Origin of the sequence: Streptomyces sp. NRRL WC-3549, assembly GCF_000721935.1 — a bacterium.
Classification (GTDB): Bacteria; Actinomycetota; Actinomycetes; order Streptomycetales; family Streptomycetaceae; genus Streptomyces.
In genome coordinates this window covers 98,454-101,737 of the sequence record NZ_KL585420.1, presented here as the reverse complement: position 1 = coordinate 101,737, position 3,284 = coordinate 98,454, and the positions used below count along the sequence as shown (strand labels likewise).

The 3,284-nt window shown below is 74.9% G+C and carries 3 protein-coding genes; all 3 read left to right on the top strand.

Annotated features, from left to right (window positions below; all coding sequences use genetic code 11):
* Positions 1–991: helix-hairpin-helix domain-containing protein (locus tag IH13_RS0125005; protein WP_324605195.1), on the top strand; the 991-nt coding region annotated here is incomplete at its 5' end.
* Positions 988–1,986, top strand: a complete 999-nt coding sequence (locus IH13_RS0125000; protein WP_031088063.1) for a DNA polymerase Y family protein — start codon at positions 988–990, stop codon at positions 1,984–1,986. The genes IH13_RS0125005 and IH13_RS0125000, both read left to right, overlap by 4 nt.
* A gap of 152 nt (positions 1,987–2,138) precedes the next feature.
* On the top strand, positions 2,139–3,035 hold the full coding sequence (locus IH13_RS0124995) for an esterase/lipase family protein (protein WP_031088061.1): 897 nt from the start codon (positions 2,139–2,141) through the stop codon (positions 3,033–3,035).
* Positions 3,036–3,284: the final 249 nt, after the last annotated feature.

The window sequence follows — 3,284 nt, the reverse complement described above, 5'->3', positions numbered from 1 at the left end:
GGTGCCGGTGCTGCCACTGGACGTGAACCGGTCCGCGGCCACCCATCGAATCGAACTGGTGTCTGAGAAGGGGGTGTGGGGGCTGCGGCTCGCCCTCGCGGACGTCCACGGCATCAGCGAGGCCGAGGTCGCCCGGATCGAGGCGGGGCAGCCCTACTCCTCGCTGCTGGACTTCTGGCAGCGCGCCCGGCCCGGTAAACCGGCCGCCGAACGCCTCGCCCAGGTCGGGGCGTTGGACGCCTTCGGCGCCAACCGCCGGGACCTGCTGCTGCACCTGTCCGAGCTGCACCGCGCCCAGCGCGGCGCCGGGGCCCGGGGCGGCGGCGGTGCCCAGCTCCCGCTCGGCGACGGGCACCGGACCGGCACCGTCGGCCTGCCCGACCTCAACGACGCCGAACGCCTCAGCGCCGAGCTCGGCGTCCTCAGCATGGACGTCTCCCGTCACCTGATGGGGGACCACCACGCCTTCCTGGAGGAGCTGGGCGCGCTCTCCGCCAAACGGCTGCGGGAGGCCGGGCACGGTGAGACCGTGCTGGTCGCGGGCGCCAAGGTGGCGACCCAGACCCCGCCCATCCGCTCCGGACGCCGGGTCGTCTTCACCACCCTGGACGACGGTACGGGCCTGGTGGACCTGGCCTTCTTCGACGACAGCCACGCCGCCTGCGCCCACACCGTCTTCCACTCCTGGCTGCTGCTGGTGCGCGGGGTGGTCCAGCGGCGCGGTCCGCGCAGCCTGAGCGTGGTGGGGTCGGCGGCCTGGAACCTGGCGGAACTGGCCGAACTGCGGCGCACCGGCGGGCTCGACGCGGTCGCGGCGCGGCTGGCGGAGGTTCCGGAGGCGGAGGAGGAAGGGGCGCCGCCCGGCGACGGGCGCCGGATCCAGCTGCCGACCGGATACGAGATGAACCCCTGGGCCGACCTCCAGCCGGCCGGCGAAGGCGTACCCACCGGAAGGAAGCTGTGGCACCAGAGCCCGGGGAGCGCGGGATGAGCGGGCGGCCGACGGTGCTGTGCCTGCGGTTCCGGCGGATCGGCGGCGGACAGCCGGACGGGGCGGCCTACGAGGGCCTGCTCGCGCTCCTCGGCGCGTTCACCCCGGTCGTCGAGGCCGTGCCGCCCGACGGTGCGCTCGCCGACGTCGGCGGGTCGCTGCGCTACTTCGGGCAGGATCCGGCGGGGCTCGCCTCGGTGATCCGGGTCCGCGCGCTCGCCCTGCACGGGGTGGACTGCGCGATCGGCGCGGCCCCCAACCCCATGCTGGCCCGGATGGCGGCGCGCCAGGCGGTGCCCGGGACCACCTTCACGGTGGCCGGGGACGAGGCGGCCGGCTTCCTGGCGGCCAAGCCCGCCGCCGCGCTGGACGGGGTCGGCCCGGCGACCGCGCGGACCCTGTGCGGCTACGGGCTCGACTCCGTCGGCCGGATCGCCGCCGCGCCGCTCGCCACCCTGCAGCGGATCACCGGGGTGCGGACCGGCCGCGACCTGTGGGAGCGGGCCAACGGCATCGACCGCACCCGGGTCGTGCCGAACGCCGCCGCCCGGTCCATCGGCGCCGAACGCTCCTTCCCCCGTGACGAACTGGACCCCGGGCAGCACCGCCGCGCACTCCTCTCGCTCACCGAGGAGCTGGGCGCCAGGCTGCGCGTCGACGGGCAGGTCTGCCGCTCGCTCGCGCTCTCCGTCCGGTACGCCGACCGCACCGGCTACGCGACCCTGACCCGCAGCCGCACGCTCCCCGAGCCCACCGCCCACTCGGCGGCGCTCACCGCGCTCGCGTACCGGATCCAGGACTCGTTCGCACTGCAGCGGGCGCGGGTGCGGGGGATCGGGCTGCGGGCGGAGGGGCTGCACGACGCGGAACGGGCCAGCCACCAGCTGTCCTTCGACCCGGTGGACGAGCGGGCCCGGCGGATCGAGGCGGTGTCCGACCGGGTGCGGGCGAAGTTCGGGCCGCAGGCCGTGAAGCCGGGGCGGCTGGCGGCCTGACCCGCCCCCATTTTTTTACCGACGCGTAACTTCCCCCGCCACCCTACTCATGCGTAATTTGGCATGAGCACGAAAAAAAGCATCTCACTTGTGGTCCGGACCGCAGGGCGCACCGACATCCCCACTCCCCTGAGCCGCAAGGAGACCACCCGATGCTGCCCTGGACCCGTGCCCCGCGCACCCCGCACGTCCGCCGCACCCTCGCCGCCCTGCTTCTCGCCGCCCTCACGCTGGTCGTCCCCACGGCCACCGCGACTGCCGCCCCCGCCGCCACCGCACAGACCGCCGCCTCCCGTGGCTGGAACGACTTCTCCTGCAAGCCCTCAGCCGCCCATCCCCGCCCCGTCGTCCTGGTCCACGGGACCTTCGCCAACTCCGTCGACAACTGGCTCGTCCTCGCCCCCTACCTCGTCAACCGGGGGTACTGCGTCTTCTCGCTCGACTACGGGCAGCTCCCCGGCGTACCGGGCATCGGCGGCCTCGGCCCCATCGACGCGTCGGCCGGGCAGCTCGCCGCCTACGTCGACCGGGTGCTCGCCGCCACCGGGGCCCCGAAGGCCGACCTGGTCGGCCACTCCCAGGGCGGCATGATGCCCCACTACTACCTGAAGTTCCTCGGCGGAGCCGCCAAGGTGAACGCCCTCGTCGGGATAGCCCCGGACAACCACGGCACCACCCTGCTCGGCCTCACCGGGCTGCTCCCGTACTTCCCCGGCGTCGGGGGCCTGCTCACCGAGAAGACCCCGGGCCTGGCCGACCAGGTCGCCGGGTCGCCCTTCATCACCGGGCTCACGGCCGGCGGGGACACCGTGCCCGGCGTCCGCTACACCGTCATCGCGACCCGGTACGACGAGGTCGTCACCCCGTACCGCACGCAGTACCTGGACGGGCCGGACGTCCGCAACGTCCTGCTCCAGGACCTGTGCCCGCTCTCGCTGTCCGAGCACGTCGCGATCGGGACCATCGACCGGGTCGCCTTCCACGAGGTGGCCAACGCCCTCGACCCGGCGCACGCCACCCCGACCACCTGCGCCTCGGTGATCGGCTGAGGACGCACCGGGCCCCGCGCCGCCAGACGCGCGGGGCCCGGTGCCCGGGGTCAGCGGCGGTGCGCCCCGGAGGCCGCCCGGCGGCGGAGGGGCCCAGCAGGACGAGCGGCGCGCCGCCGAGCGCGAGGACGCCTCCGGCGAGCGGCGGTATGACGGCCATGGCGGTGGTTCTCCTTCGGCGGCACGGCTGTTGAACCGGTCTGGTGCCCGGCAGGTCAGCCGCCGCCGAAGGGGGGACCGGCGGTGGGA

Bases quoted from the DNA above. Each gene is read 5' to 3' on its own strand.
- IH13_RS0125000 (WP_031088063.1), top strand. From the start codon at position 988: ATGAGCGGGCGGCCGACGGTGCTGTGCCTGCGGTTCCGGCGGATCGGC.
- IH13_RS0124995 (WP_031088061.1), top strand. From the start codon at position 2,139: ATGCTGCCCTGGACCCGTGCCCCGCGCACCCCGCACGTCCGCCGCACC.